Genomic DNA, 26,577 nt, shown 5'->3' on the forward strand with positions numbered 1-26,577 from the left:
CGGTGTCAGGCGCGAGCGATGCCCTGGAGGATGTCCGCGGCGCGCCGTAGCGTTTCGCGTTCGTCCTCGGTGAGCTCGGCCAGCCGGGTGGCCAGCCACTCGTTGCGGGCCCGCTCGAACTGGTCGAGTACGGCCCGTCCCCCTTCGGTAGCCGCCAGGATGACCTGCCGTCCGTCGGTCGGGTGGGGGGTGCGTTGCACGAGGCCCCGCTCCTCCAGCTTCGCGACGATCTTCGTCATCGTGGGCGGCTGCACCCGTTCGACATCAGCGAGTTCCCGTGGTGTGAGGGCGCCCGCCAGGTTGAGGCTGGTGAGCGCCGACAGCTGGGTGACTGTGAGGTCGCCGACCGGCCGGGCCTGTCGGACCCGCCGGTTGAGCCGGGTGATCGCATCTCGCAGCTGAGGGGCCAGCTGCGCCGGTGGCACGCGTTTCGCCGTCACCGTCCGCTCCGTCACGGTAGTTAGCTTAACTAATGAGCCTGGCTAACGACACGCGTTATGACCAGGCTCACCAGCGTCAGAGCAACACGGACTCGACCGGCCCGCGCAGGAAGTACACGATGAACAGCGCGGCGACCCCGTACAGGAGCGGGTGGACCTCCCGGGCCTTACCCTTCGCCACCTTCAGCAGCACGAAGCTGATCACGCCGGCCCCGATGCCGTTGGAGATCGAATAGGTGAACGGCATCAGCGCGATGGTGAGGAACGCCGGGATGGCGATCTCGTAGTCGGTCCAGTCGATCGTGCGGACCGCCGTCATCATCAGGAAGCCGACCACCACCAGGGCCGTCGACGCGGCCTCGAACGGCACGATCAACGACAGCGGCGCGAGGAACATGGCCAGCAGGAACAGGCTGCCGGTGACCAGGTTGGCCACGCCGGTCCGGGCGCCCTCCGCGACACCTGCGGCGCTCTCGATGTACGACGTGTTGCTGGACACCGAGGCGGCGCCACCGGCCGCGGCGGCGATCGAGTCGACGAGCAGGATCTCCTTGGCCTTCGGCGGGGTGCCCGTCTCGTCGAGCATGTCCCCTTCCTGGCCGATCGCGACCATCGTGCCCATGGTGTCGAAGAAGTCCGTGATCAGCAGCGTGAAGATGAACATCAGCGGCACCAGCCAGCCGACCCGGCTCCACGAGTTCAGCACGTTGAACTGGCCCAGCAACGACAGGTCGGGCACGTCCACGATCTGCTTCGGCAGCTCGGGCACGTTCAGCGCCCAGCCCTTCGGGTTCGGCTTGCCGTCGACGAAGGACGGGCCGACGTTGGCGATCGCCTCGACCACGATGGCCAGCACGGTGGAGGCGAGGATGCCGATCAGGATCGCGCCCCGGACCCGGCGTACCACCAGGACCAGCGTGATCAGCAGGCCGACCACGAAGACCAGCATCGGCCAGCTGACGATCTTGCCGTTGATGCCCAGCCCGACCGGCACGGTGGAGTTCGCCGCGTCCGGCACACGCCGGACGAACCCGGCGTCGACCAGGCCGATGATGGTCAGGAACAGACCGATGCCGACGCCGATCGCGGTCTTGAGCTGCGTCGGCACCGACCGGAACACCGCGGTACGCAGTCCGGTGAGCACCAGGATGCCGATCAGCACACCCTCGATGACCACCAGGCCCATCGCGTCCGCCCAGGTCATCTGGGGCGCGATCTCGTACGCGACGAGCGCGTTCACACCCAGGCCGGCCGCGAGCGCGATCGGGAACCGGGCCACCACGCCCATCAGGATGGTCATCAGGCCGGCGACCAGCGCGGTCGCCGCGGCGAGCGCCGGAATCGCCAGCGAACGGCCGTCGCCGTCCTTCCCGCTGCCCAGGATCAGCGGGTTCAACACCACGATGTACGCCATCGTGAAGAACGTGGCGAAACCGCCCCGAAGCTCCCGGCTCAGCGTGGACCCGCGTGCCGAGATCAGGAAGAAGCGGTCGAAGCCGTTACGTGGATGCGCGGGATCGGGCGGAGTGCCGTGATCCGGCGGTGGAGCAATGGACATGGTTCCTCATCTGGTCATCGGCCGGGTTTTGTCGCGCGCATCGTCCCAGATCACCTGGCGGGCAGGGAAGAACGATCACGTAGGCTGGGCCGGTGTCACAGGAGCAACAGCCGCGGCCGGAGCCGCTCGACCCGCCGATGGTGCCGTTCGCCGTCGCCGGGCTGATCGCCTGGGCGGTGGCCGGTCTGGTGCTACTGATCTTCTTCCGGGACTGGCTCACCGAGTCCGGGCGTCAGAACTGGCTCTGGACCTGCCTGGCCGGTTTTCTGTGGGGCTTTCCCGGCCTGGCGGTGATGATGCGGCACGACGCCAACCGGCGTCGCCGACGCGCGGCCGCCGCGCAGCGGCCGCGCTGACCGGTCAGGGGTGGCCGTACGGCTCCGCCGGCTCGGACGCCTCGACCGACCCGGGGGCCCGGCTGACCGTCATGGCCTCGACCGCGCTGTCGTCGTAGACGGTGGGCAGCTCCTCGACGGGCGTCTCGGGCGTCTCCACAAGCGTCTCCGAGTGCGCGCCGCACCCGTGGTCGGCGCTGACCACCCGGCCGTCGTCGGGCGCGTAGAAGTTGCCGCACGCGCCGAAGGCCAGTCGCAGCGCCCCGGCCAGCGGCAGGTAGAAACCGCAGGTGCCGCAGCGGGCGGCGGCCGGCGCGGCCGTCGAGATCGCGGCGTCCGGGCCGTGGTCACCGTCGTACCAGCGCTGGGCGGTCTCGGCGCGCCCCTCCCGGGACAGCACCCGGGCCCGGCCCAGCCCCAGCTCCCAGGCGGTCTCCTCGACCGCCGGGTCGTCGGAGAGCAGGTAGCCGGGGGCGAGCCGCTCGTCGTCGGCCGGGGTGGGCAGCAGGTCGCCCGGGCCCAGGTCGCCCGGCTTGAGCCGCTCCTGCCAGGGCAACCAGCCCGGGGCGAGCAGCGCGTCCGGGCCGGGCAGCAGCACCGTCTCGCAGATGGTGACGTGCCGGCTGCGCGGCACCCGGGTCACCGTGACGGCCCAGCGCCAGCCGCGGTAACCGGCCATCCGGCATTCGAAGTAGTGGGTGACGACCCGGTCGCCCTCGGCGACGGCCTGGAGATGGTCGCCGATGTCTGTCGGCTCCACCTCGGTGATGGCGTCGCGGGCCACCTCGACGGCGGCGGCGCAGACCTGGTCGAGCCGGGGAGCGCGGGCGGAGGCGGGCCTGGTCACCGGACCATTGTTCCCCATGCCGGTCCACGGGTGACAGGCACTCCCCGGAGTCGTTCTCCGCGGGTGATGCGGCGCGCGTGGATCGAATGGGCGAGGATGGGACGCATGGCGCTGTCCTCCCGCTCCGGCCGCTCCTTTCTGGGGCGGACCGTCGGCACCGGCATCCGCGCCACCCGGCTGCTGTTGCGCGGGTCTCTGCACGGCGGGCGCTGGATGACCCGCCGCGCCGGCACCGCCCGGGCCCGCAGCGCCGGCAACGAGGTGGGCATGGTCCGGCTGTTCGACCTGCACGCCCTCTCCTGCGCCGGCGACACGCTCATCGCCATCGGCCTGGCCGGGACGATCTTCTTCGACGTGCCGCTGGGCGAGGCACGCAACAAGGTCGCCCTCTACCTGCTGGTGACCATGGTCCCGTTCGCCATGCTCGCCCCGGTGGTCGGCCCGCTGCTCGACCACTTCCGCCACGGCCGGCGGTACGCGCTGGCCACCACCATGCTCGGCCGCGCGTTCCTGGCCTGGCTGATCTCCGACTACATCGGCGGCTTCGGGCTCTACCCGGCGGCGTTCGGCGTGCTCGCGCTCTCCCGGGCGTACGGCGTGGCCCGCTCGGCAGCGGTCCCCCGGCTGCTGCCCGAGGGCCTGGGACTGTCCCAGGTCGGGGCGCGGGCGAGCGTCTACGGCACGGTGGCGGGCGCGCTCGTCGCGCCGATCGGGCTGGCCGCGTTCTGGTTCGGGCCGCAGTGGCCGCTGCGGGTCGCGTCGGTGATCTTCCTGGTCGGCATGGTGATCTCCCTGCGGCTGCCGCCGAAGGCCGACTCCGAGCCGCCGGAGCGGATGCCGCACCCGCTGCGCGCGATGCGCCGCCGTGACGGCGAGCGCCCGCTGGGCCGGGGCCGCCCGGCCGGCCGCCTGGTGATCGCCACGCTGATCGGCGCGGCGGCGCTGCGCGGGCTCTACGGCTTCCTGCTGCTCTTCCTGGCCTTCGCCATCAAGGCCGGTGACCTGACCACCGACTTCTTCGGCCGTAACCTCGGCGCCCAGGGCGCGCTGGGCCTGGTCGGCGGCGCGTTGGCCGTCGGCACGTTCCTGGCCACCGCGATCGGCACCCGGCTGCGCATCCACCGGCCGACCGCGCTCCAGTCCAGCGGCACGATAGTGGTGGCCGGCGTGGCGGTGCTCGCCGCGCTGAAGTTCTCCCTGCCCATGGTGGCGCTGCTCTGCCTGGTGGCGGCGATGATGAGCGGGATCGCCAAGCTGACGGTGGACGCCTCGATCCAGGAACGCATCCCGGAGCGGCTGCGGGCCAGTTCGTTCGCGCACTCGGAGACCGCGCTGATGCTCGCGTTCGTAGCCGGGGGCGGGCTCGGGCTGGTGCCGTTCACCGGGCTGATCGGGGTGACCGTCGCCGCCGTGGTGGCCGCGCTGGTGGCCGTACGCGGCGTGCTGGTCGCCGGCAAGCTGCGGGGTGAGCACCTGGTCGGCCGGCCGCTCGGCGACGAGGAACTGGCGGCGGAGCAGGCCACCCGGGCCGCGGAACCGGCCACCACCTCGTTCGACGACCCGGCGCCCACGTCACCGGCGCCCCAGCGTGCCGGCCCGCCCGACGACGACGGGCTCGCGCCGCCCGGCTTCCACATCTACCGGCCCTCCTCATCGGTGGGCGGTTCCGGCGTCGAGGACACCGAGCGGCGCGACCCCCGGGGGCCGGTGGCGTGACCGGGCTGCTCGTGGTCACGGCGGTACCCGCCGAGGCCGAGGCGATCCGCGCAGGCCTGACCGCATCCGCCGCGCCGGACGGGACGGCACCGCCGGACGTGACGGTGCTGCCGGTCGGTGTCGGCCCGGCTGTCGCCGCTGCCGCCACGGCACGGCTGCTGGCGCTGGCCGAGGCGGCCGGGCGGCCGTACCGGGCGGTGGTCAGCGCCGGCATCGCCGGTGGCTTCGTCGGCCGGGTCGCGGTGGGCGGCACGGTGCTCGCCGACCGCAGTGTCGCCGCCGACCTGGGCGCCGAGTCACCCGGCGGGTTCATCCCGGTCGAGGACCTGGGGATGCCCCCCGAGCTGCTGGGCGGCGGCCGGATCGTGCCCGCCGACCCGGGCCTGCTGGCCGGGCTGCGGGCCGCCCTGCCGGGGGCGACTGTCGGCACGGTACTCACCGTGAGCACGGTGACCGGCACCGCCGCGAGCACGGCGGCGCTCGCGCAACGGCACCCGGACGCGGTGGCCGAGGCCATGGAGGGGTACGGCGTGGCGGTCGCCGCCGCCCAGGCCGGTGTGCCCTTCGCCGAGCTGCGTACGGTCTCCAACCCGATCGGTCCGCGCGACCGGAGCGCGTGGCGGATGCGCGAGGCGTTCGCCACGCTGACCAGCGCCGCAGCCGCCCTCCACTGATCTTGTCCACCTGTGGACAACCCTGTGGACAACTCGCCGGGCTGGGGACGACGGCCTCAGATGGTGACGACGACCTTCGCCCGCGCGTGCTCGGTTTCGAGGTAGCGGATGGCGTCGGGCACCTCGTGGAGCGAATAGGTACGGTCGATGGCCACGGTGAGCCGGCCGGCCTCGGCGTGCTCGCGGAGCGCGTCCAGGTGCGCCCGGCCGGGTGAGGTGGCGAGCGCGACGATGCGCTGCCGGACGAAGGGCGCCGTCAGCCGTCCGCGGGCGAGCAGCCCGACCGGTCCGATGAGGCTGCCGCCGCGGTAGACGCCGCCGCCGGAGAGCACGAGCGTCCCGGTCGGCGTCAACGCGCGCCGCAGCGCGCGCAGCGAACGGTTGCCGACCAGGTCGAACACCACGTCGTACCGGCGCCCGGCGCGGGTGAAGTCGTCGCGGGTGTAGTCGACCACGTGGTCGGCGCCGAGCGAACGGACCAGGTCGATGTTGCGGGTGCGGCACACGCCCGTCACCGTCGCGCCGAGCGCCTTGGCCAGCTGGACGGCGAGCGTGCCGACGCCGCCGGACGCCCCGTTGATCAGGACCCGGTGGCCGGGCCGGACCTGCCCGGCGTCGCGCAGCCCCTGGAGCGCGGTGACGCCCGCGAGCGGCAGGGCGGCGGCCTGCTCCGGGGACAGGTTCGCCGGCTGGGGCGCGACCAGGCGTTCGGGTACGCACACGTACTCGGCGAACGCGCCGTCGGCCTCGCCGAGGTCGGCGAAGACGGCGTCGCCGGGACGTATCTGCCGTACCCCGGCGCCGACGGCCTCGACCCGCCCGGCCACGTCGCGGCCACGGATGCGCGCCCGGGGCCGCGTGAGGCCGAGCGCCAGCCGCGACAGCCGGGGATCGCCGCGCATGACGTGCCAGTCGTACGCGTTGAGCGCGGCCGCCTCGACCCGGACCAGCACCTCGTCGGCGGCGGGTACGGGCGTGTCGACGTCGGCCAGCGCGAGTGTCTCGGGTGGGCCGTACCGGTCCTGGACGATCGCTCTCACGGTCCCGCTCCCTCCCAGGTGTACGGCGTACACCTCGATGGGACCAGGCTAGGTGTACGCCGTACACCAGTCAAGGCGGATACTGTGACAACCGCCCCCGGGAAGGCGAGGAACCACATGCCGAAGCAGGCGGAGAAGGTGCGCCGGGCACCGCTGAGCAGGGACCGGATCCTGCGTGCCGCCGTCGCGCTCGCCGACGGGACCGGCATCGAGTCGCTCAGCATGCGCAACCTCGCCCAAGACCTGGGCGTCGTGCCGATGGCGCTCTACAAGCACGTGGCGAACAAGGACGAACTGGTCGACGGCATGATCGACGTCGTGGTCGCGGAGATCGATCCGCCGGAGCCCGGCGACTGGAAGCAGGCGATCCGGCGGCGCATCCTCTCGGCGCGACAGGTGCTGCTGCGCCACCCCTGGGCGCCGCTGGCGATCGAGTCCCGCAGCACGGCGACGCCGGCCGTGCTGGCGTACCTCGACTCCACCGTCGGGGCGCTGCGCGCCGGAGGGTTCTCCACCGACCTCGCCCACCACGTGATGCACGCGATGGGCAGCCGGGTGCTGGGCTTCAGCCAGGAACTGTTCGACGCCACCCGGCAGGCCGGCCGGTCCGGCGCGACAGTGCCCGAGCCGCCGGCCGACCTGCCGCCGGAGATGGCCGCCCGGTTCCCCAACCTCGCGGCGATCGCCACCGCGGCGTCGCACGACGGCGACTCGGTCGTCGGGCCGGGCTGCGACGACCAGTTCGAGTTCGAGTTCGCGCTGGACCTGCTGCTCGACGGCATCGAACGGCTGCACCGGAACGGCTGGACGTCACACCGGACGCTGTGACGGGCGGCCCGGTCCCCGGGGTTACGGTGGGGACGTGGCGCTCTCCCTGGCGATCTCCCCCTGCCCCAACGACACGTTCGTCTTCGACGCCCTGGTGCACGGCCGGGTGCCCGGCGCGCCGCCGGTCGAGGTGACCTACGCGGACGTCGACGTGACCAACACGGCCGCCGAGCGGGGCGCGTTCGACCTGGTGAAGGTCAGCTACGCGGCGCTGCCCTGGCTGCTGGACGACTACCACCTGCTGCCCTGCGGCGGCGCGCTCGGCCGGGGCTGCGGCCCGCTGGTGCTGACCCGCGGCGACCGGACCGACCTGTCCGGCGCGACGGTGGCGGTGCCCGGCGAGCGGACCACCGCGTACCTGCTGTTCCGGCTCTGGGCGGCCGACCAGGCGCCGGCGCGCATCGAGGTGGTGCCGTTCCACGAGATCATGCCGGGCGTGGCCGCCGGCCGGTACGACGCCGGCCTGGTGATCCACGAGGCGCGCTTCACCTACCCGCGGCACGGGCTGACCGCGCTCGTCGACCTGGGCGAGTGGTGGGAGGGCGACACCGGGCTGCCGATCCCGCTGGGCGCGATCCTGGCCCGCCGGGGCGCTGTCGACCCGGCCGAGGCCGCCGCCTGGATCCGCGAGTCGGTACGCCAGGCGTGGGCCGACCCGGCTGCGAGCCGCGAGTACGTCCTCGCGCACGCGCAGGAGATGGAGCCCGACGTGGTGGACCGGCACATCGGCCTCTACGTCAACGAGTTCACCGCCGACCTGGGTGAGGCCGGCTTCGCCGCCGTGGAGGCGCTGCTGGACCGGGCCGCCGACGCCGGGCTCGTCCCTCAGACCTCCAGCTCGCGCGCCACCGCGTGGACCAGCTGAGCGATCTTCTGGGAGGTCTTCCGATCCGGGAAGCGACCCCGGCGCAGGTCCGGCTGGACCTTCGCCTCCAGCACCTTGATCATGTCTTCGACCAGGCCGTGCAGCTCCTCGGCCGGCCGGCGGCGCAGCTCCGCCACCGAAGGCGGCGCCTCCAGCAGCTTGACCCCCATCGCCTGGGCGCCCCGCCGGCTGTCCACGACGCTGAAATCGACCCGCTGGCCACCCTTCAGGTCGGCGACACCCGCCGGTAGCGCGCCCTTCGGCAGGAACACGTCGCCACCCTCGTCACTGGTGACGAACCCGTACCCCTTGGCGGCGTCGTACCACTTCACTCGACCCGTCGGCACCTGTTGAACCCCGCTCCACTCGAACCGTCTACCCCTCCAAGGCTAGCCCGATGATCCGGTCCAGCGCCCTCGGGAATTCGACGAGATCATCAAGCACCAGGTACGCCCCGGCCTCGGTCAGTTCGTCGACCGAGCAGGGACCGGTCGCCACTGCCACGCCTGGGATTCCCGCAGCTCGCGCGGCGGCCATGTCGGCCACGTGGTCACCCACGTAGAGCGTCGCGCCGTGCTCGCGCAACGCGACCGCCTTCTGCTCGGCGAACACGTCCCCGGCCAGCTCGTCCACCGGTAGCCCGAGGTGGTCCAGGTGCAGCTTCGCCAGCCGGCCGATCTTCGCGGTCACCACCATCGTCCGGCCGCCGCGCGCCTGCACCGCGCGCAGCGCGGCATCCGCGCCCGGCATCGGCACCGTCGGAGTGATCGCGTACGCCGGATACAGCTCCCGGTAGAGCGTCACCGCCTCCTCGATGCGCTCCGGCGGGAACCAGTGCGCCAGCTCGGTGCGCAGCGGCGGGCCCAGCCGCGACACCGCCAGATCCCCGTCCACGTGCACGCCGGTCCGCGCGGTGAGCGCCCGGAACGCAGCGGCGATCCCGGGGCGGGAGTCGACCAGTGTCATGTCGAGGTCGAAGCCGACCATCAGCGGAGGCATGCCGAGAACCTACCCAGCGGGCTAGCGTGGTACGACGATGACCACCTCACTCGCCGACCACCTGCGGGCCCTCCCCGACGAGTCCCTCGCCGCGCTGCTCCAGCTGCGGCCGGACCTCGTCGTACCGGTGCCGGCCGACGTGTCCGCCCTCGCCCTGCGCGCCCAGTCCCGGGTCTCCGTGGCCCGGGCGCTCGACGGGCTGGACCAGTTCACCCTCCAGATCCTCGACGCCGCCCGCCTCACCCGCGGCCCCGAGGGCGCCACCTCCACCGACCAGATCCTGGCCATGGCCACCGCCGGGCCACGACCCCCCGCGCCCACCGCGGTCCGCGCCGCCGTCGACCGGCTCCGGGCCCGGTTCCTGCTGTACGGCCCCGAGCACGACCTGTGCGTGGCCGGGGGCATCGACGAGGTGTCCCCGTACCCGGCGGGGCTGGGCCGGCCGGCGGCGGAGCTGGACCCGCGCGTGGCGGCCCTCTGCGCGGACCCGGCGAAGCTGCGGCGGACGCTGCTGTCCGCCCCGCCCTCGGCCCGCGCCGTCCTGGACCGGCTCGCCGCCGGACCGCCGGTCGGCACCGTCGCGCCGGGCGCGTTGGAGGCCCCCGCCACCGGCGCCGAGGACGTGCTCCCGCCGGACCTGGTGAACGGCGGCGCGCCGACCGGCTCCCCGATCCGCTGGCTGGTCGAGCACCGGCTGCTGGTGCGGATGTCCGGCGGCCGCAACGGCACCGTCGAGCTGCCCCGCGAGGTGGGGCTGGTGCTGCGCCGCGACTCCGGCCCGCTCGGCCCGCTGCGCACCAGCCCACCCGCGGTGTCCGGCCCGCCCCGCGAGGTCAAGTCCGTCGACTCGGCCGGGGCCGGGCAGACCATGGAGGTGGTCCGGCACACCGAGGCGCTGCTGGAGGCGCTGATCGTGGAGCCGGCCCCGGTGCTGCGCTCCGGCGGCGTCGGCGTCCGCGACCTGCGCCGGCTCGCCCGTGGACTCGGGCTGGACGAGACGACCACCGCGCTGCTGTTCGAGGTCGCGTATGCGGCCGGGCTGACCGGTGAGATGGAGCTGACCGGCGCGGCCACCACCCGCTACGGCGGCGACCAGCAGATCCTGCCCACCGGCGGGTACGAGGTGTGGCGCGCGGCGTCGCTGGCCCAGCGCTGGGAGCAGCTCGCCCGCGCCTGGATGTCGATGCCCCGCCAGGCCGGCCTGATCGGGCAGCGCGACGACCGGGACCGGCCCATCTCGGTGCTCTCCGCCGAGGCGGAACGAGCCGGCGCGCCCGCCGCCCGGCGTGCGGTGCTCGCCGTGCTCGCCGACCTGCCGGCCGGCACCGCGCCCACCCCGGACGAGGTGCTGGAACTGCTGGACTGGCGCGCGCCCCGGCGGGCCCGGGGGCGGGAGACGGCGCACCGGGAGGTGCTGGCCGAGGCGGCCTCGCTGGGCGTGACCGGGCTCGGCGCGCTCACCACGTACGGGCGGCTGCTGCTCGCCGAGCTGACCGACGCCGACGAACGCGGCGACGACCCGCTCGGGCTGCGCTCCGACGCCGAGTCGGGCGACCCGTCGACCACCGTCCGCGCGCTGGACGGGCTGCTGCCCGCCCCGGTCGACCACGTGCTGGTGCAGGCCGACCTGACAGTGGTGGTGCCCGGCCCGCCCGACCCGGCGCTCGCCGCCGAACTGGACGTGGTGGCCGAGCACGAGTCGGCGGGCGGGGCGAGCGTGCACCGGGTCACCACGGGAAGCATCCGGCGGGCGCTGGACGCCGGCTACACCGCGGAGGACCTGCACGCGCTGTTCCGCCGCCGGTCCCGTACCCCGGTGCCGCAGGGCCTGACCTATCTGGTCGACGACGTGGCCCGCAAGCACGGCGGGCTGCGCGTCGGGTCGTCCGGCGCATACGTGCGCAGCGACGACGAGGCGCTGCTCACCGAGGTGCAGGCCGACCGGCGCCTGGAGCCGCTGGCGTTCCGCCGGCTCGCACCCACCGTGCTGGTCACGCCGTACCAGGTCAACCGGATGCTCACCGCGTTGCGCGACGCCGGGTACGCCCCGGTGCCCGAGGACGCCAGCGGAGCGACGGTGCTGGCCCGGCCGAAGACCCGGCGGGCGCCGGCCCGTACCGGGATCGGCCGCGCGGTGGACCCGCTCGCCACGCCGAAGCTGCCGATGCCCCGTCTGCTCGGCGTGGTGGAGCAGATCCGCCGGGGCGACGCGGCGGCCCGGGCCGCGCGGCGGGCCCCGGCGGTGGTCCGGGGCGGCGCGGCGGCGGGCGGTCCCGCCCCGGTGCCCGGTCACGGTGACGCGCTGGCGGTGCTCCAGCAGGCGGTACGGGACAAGGCGCTGGTCTGGGTCGGCTACGTCGACGCGCACGGGGCGACCGCGTCCCGGCTGGTCCGGCCGGTGTCTATCGGCGCCGGCTACCTGCGCGCCGAGGACGACCGGACGGAGATGCTGCACACGTTCGCGCTGCACCGGATCACCGCGGCCGTGCTGGAGGAGTGAGGCGTCACTCCCCGTTGCGGCGCAACGTGCCCACCACCGACACGGCCAGCAGCAACGCGAACGCCGCGCCGGCCGACTCGCCGACCGAGTCCACGAAGCCCTGCTGCTGCACCAACAGCCCGAACAGGAACCAGCCGAACACCCCGACGGCGGCGGCCGCGTAGCCGAACAGGACCGCCGTGGGCACCTCCTGCTGCTGCGTCCGCTCCTCGTCGGGAAGCACGTCCTGGTCAACGGTCATGGCAGTCCCTCCCCGTCCCGGCTTGGACCCGGCTTCCAGAGTGGCACCTGCCGGACCGGGCGGACAGGGGTTAAAACCCTGATCCGGGCCGTCCGGTCACGGGTGAGGGCGGGTTCCGGGCCGGTTCAGGTGCCGGGGCGGCGGCCGATCACCACCACGCGGGTGCCGACCGAACCCAGCTCCCACAGGCGTACCGCGTCGCGGTGCAGCAGGTTCACGCAGCCGTGCGAGCCGATCGCGCCGTTGTGCAGGTATGTCGTGGTCTCGTGGAAGCCGATCCCGCCGTTGAACTGCTGCCAGTACGGCAGCCACACCTCGTACGGGTTGGACCACTCGCGCGGGTTCTTCCGCCCCACCGAGTACGTGCCGGCCGGGGTGGCGTAGCCGGACATGCCGGTGCGGGTCACTGTCGGGCCCATCACCACCTCGCCGCCGCGCATCGCCCAGACCGTCTGCCGGGTCAGGTCGACGCAGAACGTCAGCCGGGAACCGGCCTTGCACCGCGCGGTGTCGGTGGCGGCCAGCCGCTTCGCCACGTCGTACGTGGTGGGGCCGGCGCGACCCGAGGACGGGCTGATGCCGTACCGGACCTGGAACTTCTTGATCGCGGCGCAGTCGGCGGCGGACTGCTCGCCGTCCACGGTCAGCGTCCCGAAGCCGCCCAGCCGGGTCAGGTACGTCTCCACGGCCCGCTGGTGCTCGCCCTGCGGGCACCCGGCGGACGCGCTCGGCTTCGGCCCGGGTTTCGTCGTCTTCGTCGCCTCCGGCGATCGGGAGGGTTTCGGCGAGGCCGTCCGGCTCGGCTGCGCCGACGGGGACGTGACCGGCTGCTCCGGCGTGGGCGACGCGCTCGCCCCCGATGCTCCCTCCGTCAGCCCGACCGGGCCGGGGGTGCTCCCCCCGGCGCCGTCCGCCTGCGGATCGAGCGCGCAGGCGCCGACACCGACCAGCACGACCACCGCCAGGGCGGTGACCCGGGCGAGAAACCGGACACGCTGCATGGGCCCTCCCTGGACAGTCGTCCCGCTTGCTAGACGTGTGGGACGAGTATGACGTTGCCTGTCCAGCCGGACTTTTTTGCGCAGCCCTCCGGCGTGCAACACTGGTTGGTCGGCCTCCGGCAGGTCAGCCGGGGTGCGGCGGGGTTCCGGGCAGCGGGGTTCCGGGCGATGCGAGAGGACGCTGGCGTGAGCGGTGGACCACTGATCGTGCAGTCGGACAAGACGCTCCTACTGGAGATCGACCACCCCGACGCGCAGGCGTGCCGGATGGCCATCGCGCCCTTCGCCGAGCTGGAACGCTCCCCCGAGCACGTGCACACGTACCGGCTGACGCCGCTGGGCCTGTGGAACGCGCGGGCCGCCGGCCACGACGCCGAGGGCGTGGTCGACTCGCTGATCAAGTACTCCCGCTACCCGGTGCCGCACGCGCTGCTGGTCGACGTGGCCGAGACGATGGACCGGTACGGCCGGCTCCAGCTCGCCAACGACCCGGTGCACGGCCTGGTGCTGCGCGCGCTGGACCGGGTGGTGCTGATCGAGGTCGCCAAGAGCAAGAAGCTCGCCGGCATGCTCGGCGCGAAGCTCGACGACGACACCATCGCGGTGCACCCGTCCGAGCGGGGCCGACTCAAGCAGGCGCTGCTCAAGCTGGGCTGGCCGGCCGAGGACCTGGCCGGGTACGTGGACGGCGAGGCGCACCCGATCGAGCTGGCCGAGGCCGGCAAGGACGGCGGCAAGCCGTGGACGCTGCGGTCGTACCAGCGGGAAGCCGTCGAGGCGTTCTGGGCCGGCGGCTCCGGCGTCGTGGTGCTGCCCTGTGGCGCCGGCAAGACGCTGGTCGGCGCGGCGGCCATGGCCGAGGCGAAGGCGACCACGCTGATCCTGGTCACCAACACGGTGGCGGGACGGCAGTGGAAGCGGGAGCTGATCGCCCGCACGTCGCTGACCGAGGAGGAGATCGGCGAGTACTCGGGCGAGCGCAAGGAGATCCGCCCGGTCACCATCGCCACGTACCAGGTGCTCACCTCGCGGCGCGGCGGCGCGTTCACCCACCTGGACCTGTTCGGCGCCCGCGACTGGGGCCTGGTCGTCTACGACGAGGTGCACCTGCTGCCCGCGCCGATCTTCCGCTTCACGGCGGACCTCCAGGCCCGCCGCCGGCTCGGCCTCACCGCGACTCTGGTACGCGAGGACGGCCGCGAGGGCGACGTGTTCAGCCTGATCGGCCCGAAGCGGTACGACGCGCCGTGGAAGGACATCGAGCAGCAGGGCTGGATCGCCCCGGCGGAGTGCACCGAGGTACGGGTGACGCTCACCGACGCCGAGCGCATGGCGTACGCGACGGCGGAGGCCGAGGAGCGCTACCGGATGGCGGCCACCGCCCGCACGAAGCTGCCGGTGGTCCGCGCGCTGGTGGACCGGCACCCGGACGAGCAGGTCCTCGTCATCGGTGGGTTCCTCGACCAGCTGCACCAGTTGGGCGAATACCTGGACGCGCCGATCGTGCAGGGCTCCACCACGAACAAGGAACGCGAGCGGCTGTTCGACGCGTTCCGCTCCGGCTCGTTGCGGACGCTGGTGCTCTCGAAGGTCGGCAACTTCTCCATCGACCTGCCCGAGGCGGCGGTGGCGATCCAGGTGTCCGGCACGTTCGGCTCCCGGCAGGAGGAGGCGCAGCGGCTCGGGCGGGTGCTGCGCCCGAAGGCCGACGGGCGGCAGGCGCACTTCTACACGGTGGTCTCCCGGGACACCATCGACACCGAGTACGCCGCGCACCGGCAGCGCTTCCTGGCCGAGCAGGGGTACGCGTACACCATCGTGGACGCCGACGACGTGCTCGGGCCGACGCTGCCGACTGTCGACTGACCGGCGCGCGGCCGGGCGGGCCGCCGTGGTGCGGCCCGCCCGGTCTCGCGGTCAGCCCTTGCCGCTGGCGCGGAACGCGACCCAGGCGTCGCTCATCCGGTCGGCCTGGCCCGGGGTGAACATGTTCATGCAGGAGTCCTGCGTGTAGTCCATGAAGTTGTGGATCGGGTCCAGCCCCGGCGCGGTGCAGGTGTCCGCCCCGATCGGGCAGTTGAACTGCGGCGCCGCCTCACGCGGCGTGTCCGCCACGAAGTCGCCGGACGCGGAGCAGCCGTGCGCGAACGTGTGCTCCAGCATCAGCCAGTGCCCCACCTCGTGCGTGAGCGTGTCACCGAGCGCGTACTTGCCGGCCGTACCGCCCGGCATCGACTCGTCCAGCATCACCACGCCGTCGATGTAGTCGCGGCCGTTGTTGTAGCCCTTCGGGAAGTACGCCCAGCCGAGCAGCCCGTCACCGATGTTCGCCGCGTAGACGTTCAGGGTGCGGGAGTCACCGGTGTAGAGCGCCTTCTTCATGTCCCGCTCGTTCTTGCCCGGCACCACCGTGTACCAGGTGCTGTTGACGGTCCACGTGGTGTCGACCAGCGAGAAGCGGAACGGCGTGTCCGACGCGTCGGCCGCGGTACGACCCGCGAACGAGTCGTTGAGCACCGTCATCTGCGCCGAGATGAGCGTGTTCCAGCGGGCCTTCTCGGCCGCGCTCAGCTCGTGGTCGGAGATCATGTGGAAGACCGTCGGCACGGTGACGCTGCCGTTGGCGAGGCGCGGCGAGTCCTTGATGACGCCGTACGCCTTGGCCTCGTTCGTCGAGTAGAGCGCGGGCTCCTTTGCGATGGCGCCCTCGCGTACCCGGGCGGCGCTGTGGCTGTCCGCGCCCGGCTCGCACTCGGCGGCGGCGGGAGAGGCGGCCGTGGCCGCGACGGGGGCTCCGCCGGCGGTCAGGAAGGTGGCGGCGGCAGCGACGAGCACTGCCAGGTGAATCGTCGGTTTCCTGTGCATCGTTGCACCTTTCGGAAGGCATGAAAGGAGTACCGACGCGGGGTTGTCAAAGCTGCGGATCGATGACGTCGTCGTCCCGCCATAAGACCACGTCAATGGGCCTCGGCAACAGTCCCCGGCAGGGACCGCTCCGGACGGGTCAGGCGGCGCTCAGCTTCCTCAGCAGGTACTGGTTCAGGCTCATGCCTTCCTCGACGGCGTGGATGGCCAACTCTCGGTGCAGGCTCTCGCCGACCCGCAGGTTGAACTTGCCCGAGTACCTGCGCTCGGACAGCGGCTCAGCGCCGCCAGCCCGCGCAGGATCGCCTCCCGCGCCGGGTCAGCCACGCAGGTAGCGGGCGCGGCGGCCGAAGTCGCGGAAGCCGAGCCGCCGGTACAGCCCGGCGGCCGGGTTGTCGTCGTTGACGCAGAGCCACGCGGCGTCCGCGCCCGCGTCGGCGAGGCCGCGCAGCACGCGCGCCACCAGGTACGCGCCGACCCGCCGCCCGCGCCAGTCCGGCACGACGCCGACCTGGTCGATCCAGTTGTCGAGCACGGTGACGAATCCGGCCGCCACGCCGTCCGGGCCGCGCGCGAGCAGCGTCAACTCCGGCCGGAAGTCCTCGTCGTCGCGCAGGTCGCCCAGCCACTCGTCGGCCTCCGGCTCCACGAATCCGGGCCGGTCGGCGAACGACGCGCGGTAGGTGGCGAACAGCTCCGGCCCCAGCGTGGCGGGCTCCACCGTGACGCCGTCCGGCGCGGTGACCTCGGGCAGCGCGTCGAGGTCGTGCCGCAGCACCCACTCCAGAAACGTCCGCGTGTAGCCGCGCTTGGCGAACAACTCCTCCGCGCCTACGTTCCACGTCTCCGTGGTGACCAGCAGTCCAGCGTCGCCGGCGTGCTTCTCCGCCCAGTCGAGCAGCGCGCCGCCGAGCCCGCGCCCGCGCCACGCGGGGTGCACGAGGCCGGTGGCGGTGGCCGGCGTCCGCCCGGCGCCGACCCCGACGGCCGCGACCAGGTCGCCGCCGGACCACGCCCCGTGGGTACGCGCTTGAAGCAGCCGCGCCCGCACCAGCGGGGTACGCCCGAACAGCGACAGCCCGCCGTCAGTGGCGAGGCACGCCTGCGCCAGGCCGGTCAACGCGGGCAGGTCGTCCTCGCCGACCTCCCGCCACACAAGCGCACCCGTCCCGCCCACGCCCACTCCCGTCCCCCGCCCGACCCCACGGCCCGGCACCCCGACGCAGTAGGCCAAACCCCGTCCCTCACGGTCAACCGGATTCCCCACCCACCCACCCACCCACCCACCCCCGCGTCGATCTTGGAGTTGTGGCGCCTCAGATGCCCGCTTCACGGCTTACGCGAGGCACCACAACTCCAAGATCGGCGCGAGCGCGTGGGCAGCGCAGAAGAGGGCCGTGCGCGACTACCCCGCGCGCCCGCAACATGAGACGAGCGTTTCGCTCACTGGGACTCGCGGAGATCTTGGAAGGAGAGGGCCCTCATGACGACCGCTTCCTTCCAAGATCTCTTCGTGGATCGACGCGAAACGCCAGGAGTGCCGTTGATCATGCAGTTGCGGCCCGGACTCAAGCCACAAACCCGGCACCCGAGGGGCCGCGACTGCAAGATCAGCGAGGCGAGGAGGCGGATGCGGAGGCGGAGTTGGCGTGGATCAGGACCGTGGCACTCGCGGAGAGGGGGGCCAAGAGCCACTTCAGGGGCTGCTCGTCCTCGGTCGGGTCCACCCGGAGGCGGTCGCCGGGGTGCAGATCGAGCTGGGTGGCGATCTCGGCGGCCAGGCGACGCCACGCGCCGAAGCTGGTGCCGTCCGCGGTGGCCGGGCCGGACGGGTCGACTGCCGTGTAGTCCGGCGGGTCGGTGGGGTGCCGCAGCACCTCGGCCGACCAGTCCAGCCAGCCCGGCGGCACCTCGCCGAGCGGCCCCGGACCGGTGCCCACCAGGTAGCAGTGCGTCCCCTCGGGCACGTCCTCCAGCCAGTCGTCGAGGCGCTCCGGCGTCACGAACACCGCGTCGTACGGCCGGTCCGCGCCCGGTTCCAGCACCGGCAGGCCGGCCAGCGCGCGGGGACGGAACGACACCGTCAACCCGACCGACCAGGCCCCGAGCAGCACCGCCGCGGTACGCCAGTGCGGCGGCAGCAGCACCGCCACCCGGTCACCGGGGCGCAGCCCGCAACCGTCGCGGAGCAGCCCGGCGCTGCGGGCCGTCCACTCGCCGAGCTGCGCGGCGGTCAGGTCGGTGCGTTCGCCCGTCCCGTCGTCGTGGTAGCTGAGCAGCGGGTACCCGACCGCGTCGGGCGCGACGGCGACGGCTGCCTGGTGGGCCATGCGCGAAACTCCTGTCTGCCGGTCCGCTCACCCTAACCGTCCGAGCCGCCGGTCCGGAGCAACCGAAGCGGCCCGGATCAGCGCACGGGCAGCTCGGGACCGCCGTCGAGCAGCGGCGCCAGCAGGTCGCCCTGCTTCTCCACCCGCTTGAGCACCTCCCCGGCGGTGTACGGCCGCGTCGACGGCCGCTTCCCGGCCGCCCCGGCCTCCACCTCGTCCCAGGTCAGCGGCGTCGACACGGCCGGCACCGGCTGGGCCCGCAGCGAGTACGGCGCCACTGTCGTCTTCGCCGCGTTGTTCTGGCTCCAGTCGATGAAGACCTTGCCGGGCCGAAGGTTCTTCGCCATCTTCGACACGACCAGCTTCGGGTGCGCCTGCTCCAGTTCCTGCGCGATCCGCTTGGCGTAGTCGGAGACGATCTCGGCGTCCTGCGTACCGGCAATCGGGCAGCACAGCTGCATGCCCTTCTTCCCGGACGTCTTCGGGAACGAGGAGATCCCGTCGGAAGCCAGCCGGTCGCGCATCAGCAGCGCCACCTGGCAGCACTGCTTGAGCGCGGCCGGAGCGCCCGGATCCAGGTCGACCACCATCATGTCCGGGTGCGCGCCGATCTTCCACTGCGGAGTGTGCAGCTCCAACGCGGCGAGATTCGCCAGCCACACCAGCGTGGGCAGCTCGTCGCAGACCACGTAGTCGATGGTTTCCCGCCCCTTCGTGGAGCCGGGGGCGGGCAGGTTCTCGGTGCGTACCCAGCCGGGGGTCGCGGCGGGCGCGTTCTTCTCGAAGAACGAGCCGCCGTCGACGCCGTTGGGAAACCGGATCCGGGTCAGCGCGCGGTCGTGCAGGTGCGGCAGCAGCACCGGGGCGATCCGGGTGTAGTAGTCGATCACCTCGCCCTTGGTGAAGCCGGCCTGCGGGAAGAGCACCTTGTCCAGGTTGGACAGCTCCAGCGAGCGCCCCTCGACCTCGACCTTGAGCCGGTCAGCCGGCATCGTCGACCTCCTCGGGCGGCTTGTCCGGGCGCAGGCGCAGGATGCGCGGGAAGCGCAGCCTCCCGTCCGGCGTGCGCTGGCCGTACTTGACCTCCACCACGATCCGGGGAGTTACCCAGATCGCGCCGCGGGCATCCTCGCGCGGCACCCCGGCGGCGAACGGCGACGCGGTGGCCCGCAGCGGTTCCAGCTCACGCAGCAGTTCCCGTTCGATGGCCGCGCCGATCCCGCCGCCGACCCGCCCCCGGTAGATCAACCGCCCGTCCGGGCCGGGCACGCCGACGAGCAGACCGCCGACGCGCCGCGCGCCGGGCCGCCAGCCGCCGACCACGAAGTCGCCGGTGACCTCCAGCTTGACCTTCACCCAGTCCGGGGAGCGCACGCCGGGCCGGTAGAGCGAGTCGACCCGCTTGGCCATCACCCCCTCCAGCCCGTGCTCGCCGGCCGCCGCGTAGGTGGCCGGGCCGTCGCCGAAGACCGGCGGCACCGCCCACCGGGCGGCGCCGAGCCCGAGCGACTCCAGCGCCGCCCGCCGCTCCCGCCACGGCCGGGCGGTCAGGTCCTCGCCGTCGAGCCGCAACAGGTCGAAGATCATGTACGTGACGGGTACGGTCGCCGCCAGCCGAGCCGCCTTGGCCGGGTTGCGCACGTGCATTCGTTCGGCGAGCGCGGTGAACGAGGGCTGCCCGTCGGTGAAGAGGACCACCTCGCCGTCGAGCAGCGCGTCACCTACCTGCTCGGCCAGGTTGAGCAGTTCCGGGTACGCGGTGGTGATCTCGACGCCGGAGCGGGCGTAGAAGTGCCGGTCGCCGCGGGAGATGTCGGCGAGCGCGCGGACGCCGTCCCACTTGAACTCGTACGACCAGGCGGCGCCGACCGGGAGCTGCCCGGTCGTCGCGAGCATCGGCTTCAACGGCGCGCCGGGCACGTTCCGACTGTAGTTGGGTGCGGAAGCGCGTGCGTCCCGTTCGATCGTTTGCGATTCTGGTGGTCAACCGGGGAGAGGAGCGCGAAATGCGGGCGATCTGGAAAGGAGCGGTGTCGTTCGGCCTGGTGTCGATCGGGGTGAAGGTCTACTCGGCCACCGAGGAGAAGGACATCCGTTTCCACCAGGTGCACCGTGAGGACGGCGGCCGGATCCGCTACAAGCGCACCTGCTCGGTCTGCGGCGAGGAGGTCACCTACGACGACATCGCCAAGGGGTACGACATCGGTGGTGGCGAGATGGTCATCCTCACCGACGAGGATTTCGCCGACCTGCCGTTGAGCACGTCGCACGCGATCGACGTGCTGGAGTTCGTACCGGCCGAGCAGGTCGATCCGATCCTCTACAACAAGGCGTACTTCCTGGAGCCGGAGGGCTCGGCGACGAAGCCGTACGTGCTGCTGCGCGACGCGCTGTCCGACTCGGAGCGGGTGGCGATCGTCAAGGTGGCGCTGCGCCAGCGGGAGCAGCTCGCGACGCTGCGGGTCCGCGAGGGCGTGCTGCTGCTCAACACCATGCTGTGGCCGGACGAGATCCGCCGGCCCGACTTCGGTTTCCTGGACGAGGACCTGAAGGTACGCCCGCCGGAGCTGGCGATGGCCAGTTCACTGATCGACTCGATGGCCGGCGAGTTCGAGCCGGACGCCTTCACCGACGACTACCGGGCGGCGTTGCAGGAGGTCATCGACGCGAAGGTCGAGGGCCGCGAGGTGGTGCAGCCGGAGGAGGAAGAGGCCGCGCCGGCCGCCGCGGTGGACCTGATGGCCGCGCTGAAGGCATCCGTGGAGCGGGCCCGGGCGGCCCGGGGCGAGGCGCCGTCCGGCGGTGGGGCCGAGCCGACGCCGATCTCGTCGGCCCGATCGGCGAAGAAGGCCGCGAAGAAGGCCCCGGCCCGGAAGCCGGCCGAGAAGAAGGCCGAGCCGGCGAAGAAGACGGCCGCCGAGAAGACCCCCGCGAAGAAGACGGCGGAGAAGAAGACCGAACCGGCCAAGAAGACCGCCGCCAAGAAGACGACGGCGAAGAAGGCCGCCGCGAAGAAGAGCGCCTGACGCGCGTACGGCCGGGGCCCCGCCCTCGGTGGAGGGCGGGGCCGGGCCGCTCAGCCTCGCCCGAGCTTCTCGGTCGGGGTGACCCGGACGATGACGCGCTCCTCGCCGGGGCGCCGCCACGGGTACGTGTCCTGGCCGAGGTACTTCTTCGCCAGCCGGTCGATGTGCTCGTCGGCGCCCTCGGTGACGAACTCGACGGTGCCCTTGATCCAGAGCGTGCGGAAGTCGTCGGCCTTGTCCGCCACCGACACCGCGACCACCGGGTTGCGGGCCATGTTCAGGTACTTCTGCCGCCCCTTGGCCGTGTTGAACACGATGTGCTCGCCGTCGGTGTCGACCCAGACCGGGGTGACGTGCGGGGTGCCGTCGGCCTCGATCGTCGCCACGTGCGCGAGCTGCGGCTCGCCGAGCAGGGCCAGGTCTTCTTCGCTGAGGATCGCCATGCCCGAAACGTACCCTGTGCGGTGCCCCCGTATCGGTCTCCGTGTCCTGATCGGTGCGGGCGTATGGGCACGCTGGGGCTCCGGGCGGGTACCGTGTGCGCTGGCCTCGGCGGCGGCCCGCCGGGGGCGCACCCACCCACCCTGCAGGGAGTCGACGTGAGCGAGCGTGTGGAGAACCGGTCGGAGGGCCAGGCCGCCCCGGCCACCAAGGCAGGGCGGCGGCTGGCCGCCCAGCTGGCCGAGAAGAAGGCCGCCGAGGCGCGTCGCCGCCGGCAGTCGATGCTCGGCGCGGCTGTCGGCGTGCTCGCCGTGGTGGCCCTGGTCGGTGGCCTGGTCTGGCTGAACAGCGGGGACGACGACAAGGCGGCCACCGCCGGCTCCTCGGCCAGCCCCACCGCCCCGGTCGAGCCCACCGAGATGCCCGCTCCGGAGCTGCCCGCCGGCATCGACCCGGCGCTGAAGACCAAGCCGACAGTGCAGGCCGGCACCGGCGAGCTGACCAAGCTCACCGTCACCACGCTGGTGAAGGGCACCGGGCCGGCGGTGAAGGCCGGGCAGAACATCACCACCAACTACGTGGGCGTGTTCTACTCCGACGGCAAGCAGTTCGACGCGTCCTGGGACAACGGCCAGCCGGCCACCTTCCAGATCGGCGTGGGCCAGGTCATCAAGGGCTGGGACCAGGGCCTGGTCGGCGTGCCGGTGGGCAGCCGGGTGCAGCTGGACCTGCCGGCCGATCTGGCGTACGGCAACGACGCCGCCGGTGGCCGCCCGGCCGGGCCGCTGCGCTTCGTCGTCGACGTGCTGGCTGCGCAGTAGCTCACTCCAGGCTTCCGTCCGGTCACCCTGCGGCAGTAGGTTCATGGTCACCGCGGGCGGCACGTCCGTCCGCGGTGATCTGCTCACCGACGCGGAGGTGCACGTGGCGGCGCTGGACGGGGCCGGGGCGACCCGGCAGATGTGGACGCTGTACGAGCCGGTCCACGCGGTGACCTACTTCCATCCGCGGGCCCGCGCCGCGTTCGAGGCGGTCGGGCTGCGCGGCTACTGGCGCGGCTACTTCGCGGGGCGGGCCGCGCCGCTCGGCGCGGTCGACGCGCCCGCCGTGACCGCGGCGTTCTTCAGCTTCGCGCCGGCCATGGTGGCCCGCGCGCTGCCGTCGGTGTGGCGTCTGGCCACCCCGGAGGAGGCGCTGCGGGCGCGGCTCACCGGTGGTGTGCAGGCGCTCGCCGAGTTCACCTACGAGCTGCCCGAGTCGCATCTGGTCGAGGCCGCCGACCTGCTGGAGGAGGCGGCCGCGCGGGTGGACGTCGCCGGCCGGGTGCTCGGCGCGGTGAACGCCGCACTGCCCCGGGGCGAGTACCCGCTGGCCCGGCTCTGGCAGGCCGCCACCACGCTGCGCGAGCACCGCGGCGACGGCCACGTGGCGGCGCTGGTGACGACCGGGCTGGAACCGGCCGAGGTGGTGGCCTGGCGGTGCCGGGTCGACCAGTCCCGCGAGTTCCACCAGCCCGCCCGGGGCTGGACCGACGAGCAGTGGACCGCGGCCGAGGAGCGGCTGGTGGAGAAGGGCTGGCTGACCCCCGACCGGACGGCCACGCCGTACGCCACGGAGACGTTCCGCGTGGTCGAGGAGGCCACCGACCGGGCCGCTGCCGGGCCGTGGCGGGCGCTGGGCGCGGAACGTACCGCCCGGCTGCGGGACCTGCTGGAGCCGATCGCTACCCGCTGCCGCACGATCATCCCGGCCAAGGCGCCGATCGGCCTGCCGGCGCAGCGGTCGGTCGGAGCCGCGCTGCCACGGTGAGCCGGGCCGCCGGCTGGGGCAGGATGGCGGCATGGTGGACGCGGTGCTCTTCGACCTGGACGGCGTGATCGTGGACTCCGAGCCGGTCTGGGAGGAGGTCCGGCGCGCGTACGTGGCGCAGCACGGCGGCGTCTGGCAGCCGGACACGCAGCGCCGGCTGATGGGCATGAGCACCGGCGAGTGGGCCGAGTACCTCAGCGGTGAGCTGGGCGTCGGCAGGTCGGCCGAGCAGGTCGCCACCGAGGTGGTGACCGAGATGGCCCGCCGGTACGCGCAGCGCGTACCCGTGATCGACGGGGCGGAGGAGGTCGTGCGCCGCATCGCCGCGCGGTGGCCGCTCGGGCTGGCCAGCTCCTCCCCGACCCGGCTGATCGCGGCGGCGCTGGACGCGACGGGCCTGGCCGGCTCGTTCGGCGCGACGCTGTCGACGGAGGAGACCGCCCGGGGCAAGCCCGCGCCGGACGTGTGGCTCGCAGTGGCCGGGCGGCTGGGAGTCGACCCGGCCCGCTGCGTGGCCGTGGAGGACTCGTCGAACGGGGTCCGTTCGGCAGCTGCCGCCGGGTGCCGGGTGGTGGCGGTGCCGCACGGGTCGTACCCGCTCGATCCGGACGCCGAGGCGCTCGCGACCGTGCTGCTCCCCTCGATCGGCGCGCTCACGCCCGCTGTGGTGGCGGGGATCGACTGAACCACCCACCCGCCGCCACCACCCGGCCTACGGTCGGTGACATGAGGGCTGTGGTGTACGAGGGGCCGCACGAGGTGGCCGTCAACGAGGTCGACGACCCGCGGATCGAGGATCCGAACGACGTGGTCGTCCAGGTCACGACGACCGCGATCTGCGGTTCGGACCTGCACATGTACGAGGGACGGACGGCCGCCGAACCGGGCATCGTGTTCGGCCACGAGAACATGGGCGTGATCGTCGAGACCGGGCCGGGCGTGACGAGCCTGCGCGTGGGTGACCGGGTCTCGATGCCGTTCAATGTGGCGTGCGGGTTCTGCCGCAACTGCCGGGAGCAGCGCACCGGGTTCTGCCTGACGGTGAACCCGGGCTTCGCCGGCGGCGCGTACGGCTATGTGTCGATGGGGCCGTACCGGGGTGGGCAGGCGGAGTACCTGCGGGTGCCGTTCGCCGACTTCAACTGCCTGAAGCTGCCGCCCGGCGCCGAACACGAGAACGACTACGCGATGCTCGCCGACATCTTTCCGACCGGCTACCACGGGGTGGCGATGACCGGGCTGCGGCCGGGCGAGAACCTGACCGTGATGGGCGGCGGGCCGGTCGGGCTGATGGCGGCGTACTCGGCGGTGCTGATCGGGGCGTCCGAGGTGTTCGTGGTGGACCGGGTGCCGGACCGGCTGCGGCTGGCCGAGTCGATCGGCGCCACCCCGATCGACTTCAGCGCGGGCGACCCGGTCGAGCAGATCCGGGACCGGACCGACGGGGTGGGGACCGATCACGGCGTGGACGCGGTGGGATACCAGGCGTCCGCGCCCAGCGGCGAGGAGCAGCCGGCGCTGGTGCTGAACACGCTCGTGGAGGTGGTGCGCGCGACCGGGGCGATCGGCGTGGTCGGGCTCTACCTCGCGGCGGACCCGGGCGCCCCGGACGAGCACTCCGCCCGGGGTGAGCTGCTGTTCAAGGTGGGCAAGCTGTTCGAGAAGGGCCTGCGGATCGGCACCGGGCAGGCGAACGTGAAGACCTACAATGCGTACCTGCGAAACCTGATCATGGCGGGGCGGGCGACCCCGAGCTTCGTGGTGAGCAAGGAGTTGCCGCTGGACGCGGCGCCGGAGGCGTACCAGCGCTTCGACCGCCGCGAGCCGGGCTACTCGAAGGTCGTGCTCAAGCCGGCCGCCTGACGAGCCGTCGTACGGTGGCCGGGTGCGCCCTGGGCCGCATGTTCGGGCGGCTGCCGGGTAGCGCACCCGGAAGGACGGCGGAGGGACGGCGATGAAGGCGATCGTGTACGAGCGCAGCGGGAACGCCTCGGTGCTCCAGGTGGTCGAGCGGCCCGTGCCGGAACCCGGGCCGGGCGAGGTGCTGGTGCGGATGGCCGTGTCGGGGGTGAACCCGACCGACTGGAAGGCCCGCCAGGCGTGGCCGCTGCCGAGCGGCTGGCAGATTCCGCACCAGGACGGCGCCGGGGTGGTCGAGGCGGTCGGTGAGGGCGTGGACCGGACGCTGATCGGCGAGCGGGTCTGGGTGTGGGAGGCGGCGTGGCAGCGGCCGTGGGGCACCGCCGCGGAGTACACGCTGGTTCCGGTCCGGCACGCGGTGCCGCTCGGTCCGGCGTCGTTCGATCTGGGGGCGGCGCTCGGCATCCCGTTCATGACCGCGCACCGCTGCCTGACCGCGGGCGAGTACATGCCGGACAAGCTGCACGCGGGCGCGCTGAGCGACCATGTGGTGCTGGTGCAGGGCGGCGCGGGCGCGGTGGGCAACGCGGCGATCCAGCTCGCGAGCTGGGCCGACGCGTGCGTCATCGCGACTGTGAGCAGCCCGGAGAAGGCACAGCTCGCGGCGGCGGCCGGGGCCGACTTCGTGATCAACTATCGCGAGCAGGACGTGGTCGAGGAGGTCCGCAAGGTCGCGCCCGACGGGGTGCACACGATCGTCGAGGTCTCCGCCGCCCGCAACGCCGCCGCCGACGTGCGGATGCTGCGTACCGGCGGGGCGGTCTGCGTGTACGCCGACGACGGCGGCGACGAGATCACGTTGCCGATCCGGCCGCTGATGGTTCCGAACGCGCGCTGGCAGTTCGTGCTGATCTACACCGCGCCGAAGGTCGCCAAGGCGCAGGCGGTCACCGACATCGCGGCGGCGGTGGCGCAGGGCGCGATCCGGGTCGGTGAGGACGCCGGGCTGCCGCTGCACCGGTATCCGCTGGCGGACGCCGCTGCCGCCCAGCAGGCGGTGCAGGACAGCGTGGTGGGCAAGGTGCTGGTCACCACCGCGGACGAGTAGGTGACCGGATTTCCCCGACAGCCGGACAGACGCGAACAAGTTTCGCAACAATGACGGTGCGGGTCAGCCCGTAACGGACGGGCGGCCCCGGCGC

28 protein-coding genes are annotated in these 26,577 nt (G+C 73.1%); 13 read left to right on the forward strand and 15 right to left on the reverse strand.

Translation table 11 applies throughout. The features are described from left to right. Positions 1-5: 5 nt before the first annotated feature. A complete protein-coding gene (locus tag DQE82_RS05785; protein WP_030503565.1) occupies positions 6-455 on the reverse strand; it encodes a MarR family winged helix-turn-helix transcriptional regulator in 450 nt (149 codons plus the stop codon). A gap of 61 nt (positions 456-516) precedes the next feature. Then, the gene (locus DQE82_RS05790) at positions 517-1,998 is read right to left on the reverse strand and encodes an NCS2 family permease (RefSeq protein WP_043327162.1); all 1,482 of its coding nucleotides are present in this window, start codon (positions 1,996-1,998) and stop codon (positions 517-519) included. Between the two features lie 92 nt (positions 1,999-2,090). Between DQE82_RS05790 and DQE82_RS05795 the strand changes: the two genes are divergently transcribed. After that, positions 2,091-2,354, forward strand: a complete 264-nt coding sequence (locus tag DQE82_RS05795) for a DUF2530 domain-containing protein (RefSeq protein WP_030503567.1) — start codon at positions 2,091-2,093, stop codon at positions 2,352-2,354. A gap of 4 nt (positions 2,355-2,358) precedes the next feature. On the opposite strand, the gene DQE82_RS05800 is transcribed toward DQE82_RS05795, so the two are convergent. Beyond that, complete coding sequence (locus DQE82_RS05800) at positions 2,359-3,198, reverse strand: DUF3027 domain-containing protein (RefSeq protein ID WP_043327164.1); 840 nt, start codon at positions 3,196-3,198, stop codon at positions 2,359-2,361. A gap of 87 nt (positions 3,199-3,285) precedes the next feature. Here DQE82_RS05800 and DQE82_RS05805 point away from each other — a divergent pair, with 87 nt between their 5' ends. Together DQE82_RS05805 and DQE82_RS05810 are read left to right on the forward strand one after the other, a co-directional pair. Next, a complete protein-coding gene (locus DQE82_RS05805) occupies positions 3,286-4,896 on the forward strand; it encodes an MFS transporter (RefSeq protein ID WP_113972157.1) in 1,611 nt (536 codons plus the stop codon). Then, positions 4,893-5,570 carry a futalosine hydrolase gene (locus tag DQE82_RS05810; protein WP_113972158.1) on the forward strand — a complete coding sequence of 226 codons (678 nt, stop codon included), beginning with the start codon at positions 4,893-4,895 and terminating at the stop codon, positions 5,568-5,570. The genes DQE82_RS05805 and DQE82_RS05810 overlap by 4 nt, the downstream gene beginning before the upstream one ends. Before the next feature lie 56 nt (positions 5,571-5,626). Here the strand turns inward: DQE82_RS05810 and DQE82_RS05815 are convergent, their stop codons facing one another. Next, on the reverse strand, positions 5,627-6,610 hold the full coding sequence (locus DQE82_RS05815; protein WP_113972159.1) for an NAD(P)-dependent alcohol dehydrogenase: 984 nt from the start codon (positions 6,608-6,610) through the stop codon (positions 5,627-5,629). Between the two features lie 117 nt (positions 6,611-6,727). On the opposite strand from DQE82_RS05815, the gene DQE82_RS05820 reads away from it, so the two are divergent. Both DQE82_RS05820 and DQE82_RS05825 read left to right on the forward strand, forming a co-directional pair. After that, positions 6,728-7,438: a TetR/AcrR family transcriptional regulator gene (locus tag DQE82_RS05820; RefSeq protein WP_104115467.1), complete on the forward strand. Its 711-nt coding sequence runs from the start codon at positions 6,728-6,730 to the stop codon at positions 7,436-7,438. 34 nt (positions 7,439-7,472) lie between these two features. Continuing rightward, complete coding sequence (locus DQE82_RS05825) at positions 7,473-8,303, forward strand: 1,4-dihydroxy-6-naphthoate synthase (protein ID WP_113972160.1); 831 nt, start codon at positions 7,473-7,475, stop codon at positions 8,301-8,303. Here DQE82_RS05825 and DQE82_RS05830 read toward each other — a convergent pair. Beyond that, complete coding sequence (locus DQE82_RS05830) at positions 8,264-8,650, reverse strand: cold-shock protein (protein ID WP_030503574.1); 387 nt, start codon at positions 8,648-8,650, stop codon at positions 8,264-8,266. The genes DQE82_RS05825 and DQE82_RS05830 overlap by 40 nt on opposite strands. Positions 8,651-8,678: 28 nt before the next feature. Next, entirely contained in the window at positions 8,679-9,302 is a 624-nt protein-coding gene (locus tag DQE82_RS05835) for an HAD family hydrolase (protein WP_113972161.1), read from the reverse strand. Between the two features lie 37 nt (positions 9,303-9,339). On the opposite strand from DQE82_RS05835, the gene DQE82_RS05840 reads away from it, so the two are divergent. Next, positions 9,340-11,802: a helicase-associated domain-containing protein gene (locus tag DQE82_RS05840; protein WP_113972162.1), complete on the forward strand. Its 2,463-nt coding sequence runs from the start codon at positions 9,340-9,342 to the stop codon at positions 11,800-11,802. A 4-nt stretch (positions 11,803-11,806) separates the two neighbouring features. On the opposite strand, the gene DQE82_RS05845 is transcribed toward DQE82_RS05840, so the two are convergent. Next, a complete protein-coding gene (locus tag DQE82_RS05845; protein WP_030503577.1) occupies positions 11,807-12,043 on the reverse strand; it encodes a hypothetical protein in 237 nt (78 codons plus the stop codon). A gap of 125 nt (positions 12,044-12,168) precedes the next feature. Beyond that, positions 12,169-13,044, reverse strand: a complete 876-nt coding sequence (locus DQE82_RS05850; protein ID WP_064448815.1) for a L,D-transpeptidase family protein — start codon at positions 13,042-13,044, stop codon at positions 12,169-12,171. 186 nt (positions 13,045-13,230) lie between these two features. On the opposite strand from DQE82_RS05850, the gene DQE82_RS05855 reads away from it, so the two are divergent. Further along, a complete protein-coding gene (locus DQE82_RS05855; protein WP_043327178.1) occupies positions 13,231-14,910 on the forward strand; it encodes a DNA repair helicase XPB in 1,680 nt (559 codons plus the stop codon). Between the two features lie 51 nt (positions 14,911-14,961). On the opposite strand, the gene DQE82_RS05860 is transcribed toward DQE82_RS05855, so the two are convergent. From DQE82_RS05860 to ligD (DQE82_RS05885), 6 genes are all read right to left on the reverse strand, one after another. Then, entirely contained in the window at positions 14,962-15,909 is a 948-nt protein-coding gene (locus tag DQE82_RS05860; protein ID WP_113972163.1) for a zinc metalloprotease, read from the reverse strand. 139 nt (positions 15,910-16,048) lie between these two features. Then, positions 16,049-16,183 carry a toxin-antitoxin system HicB family antitoxin gene (locus DQE82_RS31310; protein ID WP_255423634.1) on the reverse strand — a complete coding sequence of 45 codons (135 nt, stop codon included), beginning with the start codon at positions 16,181-16,183 and terminating at the stop codon, positions 16,049-16,051. A 45-nt stretch (positions 16,184-16,228) separates the two neighbouring features. Then, positions 16,229-17,086 (reverse strand): GNAT family N-acetyltransferase, encoded by an 858-nt coding sequence (locus DQE82_RS05870; RefSeq protein ID WP_113972371.1) that lies wholly within the window; start codon positions 17,084-17,086, stop codon positions 16,229-16,231. 433 nt (positions 17,087-17,519) lie between these two features. Next, positions 17,520-18,239 (reverse strand): TIGR03089 family protein, encoded by a 720-nt coding sequence (locus tag DQE82_RS05875; RefSeq protein WP_113972164.1) that lies wholly within the window; start codon positions 18,237-18,239, stop codon positions 17,520-17,522. A gap of 77 nt (positions 18,240-18,316) precedes the next feature. After that, positions 18,317-19,231 (reverse strand): non-homologous end-joining DNA ligase, encoded by a 915-nt coding sequence (ligD, locus tag DQE82_RS05880; RefSeq protein WP_043327186.1) that lies wholly within the window; start codon positions 19,229-19,231, stop codon positions 18,317-18,319. Beyond that, positions 19,221-20,159 carry a non-homologous end-joining DNA ligase gene (ligD, locus tag DQE82_RS05885; RefSeq protein ID WP_113972165.1) on the reverse strand — a complete coding sequence of 313 codons (939 nt, stop codon included), beginning with the start codon at positions 20,157-20,159 and terminating at the stop codon, positions 19,221-19,223. Before ligD (DQE82_RS05885) ends, ligD (DQE82_RS05880) begins: the two co-directional genes overlap by 11 nt. Positions 20,160-20,245: 86 nt before the next feature. Between ligD (DQE82_RS05885) and DQE82_RS05890 the strand changes: the two genes are divergently transcribed. Continuing rightward, a complete protein-coding gene (locus tag DQE82_RS05890) occupies positions 20,246-21,265 on the forward strand; it encodes a Ku protein (RefSeq protein ID WP_113972166.1) in 1,020 nt (339 codons plus the stop codon). Between the two features lie 50 nt (positions 21,266-21,315). Here DQE82_RS05890 and DQE82_RS05895 read toward each other — a convergent pair whose 3' ends face one another. After that, positions 21,316-21,708 (reverse strand): PPOX class F420-dependent oxidoreductase, encoded by a 393-nt coding sequence (locus DQE82_RS05895; RefSeq protein WP_043327192.1) that lies wholly within the window; start codon positions 21,706-21,708, stop codon positions 21,316-21,318. A gap of 63 nt (positions 21,709-21,771) precedes the next feature. Between DQE82_RS05895 and DQE82_RS05900 the strand changes: the two genes are divergently transcribed. From DQE82_RS05900 to DQE82_RS05920, 5 genes are all read left to right on the forward strand, one after another. Further along, positions 21,772-22,527, forward strand: a complete 756-nt coding sequence (locus tag DQE82_RS05900) for an FKBP-type peptidyl-prolyl cis-trans isomerase (protein ID WP_043327194.1) — start codon at positions 21,772-21,774, stop codon at positions 22,525-22,527. Between the two features lie 139 nt (positions 22,528-22,666). Next, positions 22,667-23,515, forward strand: a complete 849-nt coding sequence (locus DQE82_RS05905; protein ID WP_199495966.1) for a hypothetical protein — start codon at positions 22,667-22,669, stop codon at positions 23,513-23,515. Positions 23,516-23,546: 31 nt separating this feature from the next. Beyond that, positions 23,547-24,200: an HAD family phosphatase gene (locus tag DQE82_RS05910; RefSeq protein WP_113972168.1), complete on the forward strand. Its 654-nt coding sequence runs from the start codon at positions 23,547-23,549 to the stop codon at positions 24,198-24,200. A gap of 41 nt (positions 24,201-24,241) precedes the next feature. After that, positions 24,242-25,378, forward strand: coding sequence for a glutathione-independent formaldehyde dehydrogenase (locus tag DQE82_RS05915; RefSeq protein ID WP_113972169.1), 1,137 nt, complete (start codon positions 24,242-24,244; stop codon positions 25,376-25,378). A 91-nt stretch (positions 25,379-25,469) separates the two neighbouring features. After that, positions 25,470-26,483, forward strand: a complete 1,014-nt coding sequence (locus DQE82_RS05920; protein ID WP_113972170.1) for an NADPH:quinone reductase — start codon at positions 25,470-25,472, stop codon at positions 26,481-26,483. Positions 26,484-26,577: the final 94 nt, after the last annotated feature.

Source organism: Micromonospora sp. LHW51205 (assembly GCF_003315815.1).
GTDB lineage: Bacteria > Actinomycetota > Actinomycetes > Mycobacteriales > Micromonosporaceae > Micromonospora > Micromonospora chalcea.